This is a genomic window from Micromonospora sediminimaris, assembly GCF_016863575.1.
Taxonomy (GTDB): Bacteria; Actinomycetota; Actinomycetes; order Mycobacteriales; family Micromonosporaceae; genus Micromonospora; species Micromonospora sediminimaris.
In genome coordinates, this window is record NZ_BOPD01000076.1 from 1 (window position 1) to 1,080 (window position 1,080).

Consider the following 1,080-nt stretch of genomic DNA (forward strand, 5'->3'; position numbering starts at 1 on the left):
ACGACGAAGGGCCGGCCCCGGGTGGGGTCGGCCCTTCGTGGTGTTTCGGTTGGTCAGGAGGTGGCGCTGTAGCCGCGGGTGGCGATCCAGTCGGCGAGGGTGTCGATGCTCATCCGGTAGGAGGCTTGGGCGGGGTCGGCGGAGTCGGCGATGGTGACCGTGTCGCCGCCGTCGCGGTAGCCCACGACGCTGATGTAGTGGCCGCCTTCGAAGCTGTGGGTGGTGCCGTCGGTGTCGGTGGCGGTGCCGGCGATGTTGGCGACTACGGCGCGGCCGTCGTTGACGGTGCGGACGATGTCGTCGCGCAGCTTGTCGGTCTGCTTGTCGTCGGCCTTGGGGTCGGCGATTTCGACGGACTTGTAGACGTTCTTGCCGGTCTCCTTGTTGAGCACGGGGGTGATGTCGTTGATGGAGTTGGTGCCGGCCTCGGTGGTGCGCATCTGCTTGGCCATGGTGTCGACGTCGATGTTCTTGCCCTGCACGCTCAGGGCGTTGCGGGCGGCGGCGGGGCCGCAGTAGTAGAAGTTGGGCTGGGCTTCGTAGCGGACGCCGAGTTCGCGCTCGCCGCCGGGCTTGCGGTCGGCCTGCACGGCGCTCGCCTGGACACCCGGGGTGGCCTGGGCGGCGATGGCGGGGCCGGCGATGCCGCCGGCGGTGGCGGCGGCAGCGGCGATGGTCAGGGCGGTCTTACGCAGGATGGTGGTAGCCATGATGATCTGCACCTTTCGGTCGGGGGTGCGCGCGGCTCCGCCCGCGTGTGGGGGATGCGGGTGAGCCATGCGAGAAGGGGGGAGGCTTTGCGGCGTTCGTCCGGTGTCCCGGGGATGCGGGGTGGCACCGGGGGCTCGCGGCCCGGCCAGGTGTAACGCCGGGTGGGCCGGGGCCATTCCCGGGCCTCGCGGGGAGGCGGATGGCGCTGGCGTTGTCGTCCGGGGGTGTAACGCCCGACGGCGGGGAGCCATTCCGACCCGGGCCGGGGGCGGCGCTCGGAGGCGCCCGTGGTTACCCCATGTACAACCACCGGACCCGGCCCGCGATTCCGCCGGTGGGGTGGCCTCGGCCACCGGCGAACCGGACAAT

1 protein-coding gene is annotated in these 1,080 nt (G+C 71.5%); it reads right to left on the reverse strand.

Translation table 11 applies throughout. The features are described 5' to 3' along the window. Positions 1 to 53 precede the first annotated feature (53 nt). The gene (locus Vse01_RS29155; RefSeq protein ID WP_093407651.1) at positions 54 to 710 is read right to left on the reverse strand and encodes a C39 family peptidase; all 657 of its coding nucleotides are present in this window, start codon (positions 708 to 710) and stop codon (positions 54 to 56) included. Positions 711 to 1,080 lie beyond the last annotated feature (370 nt).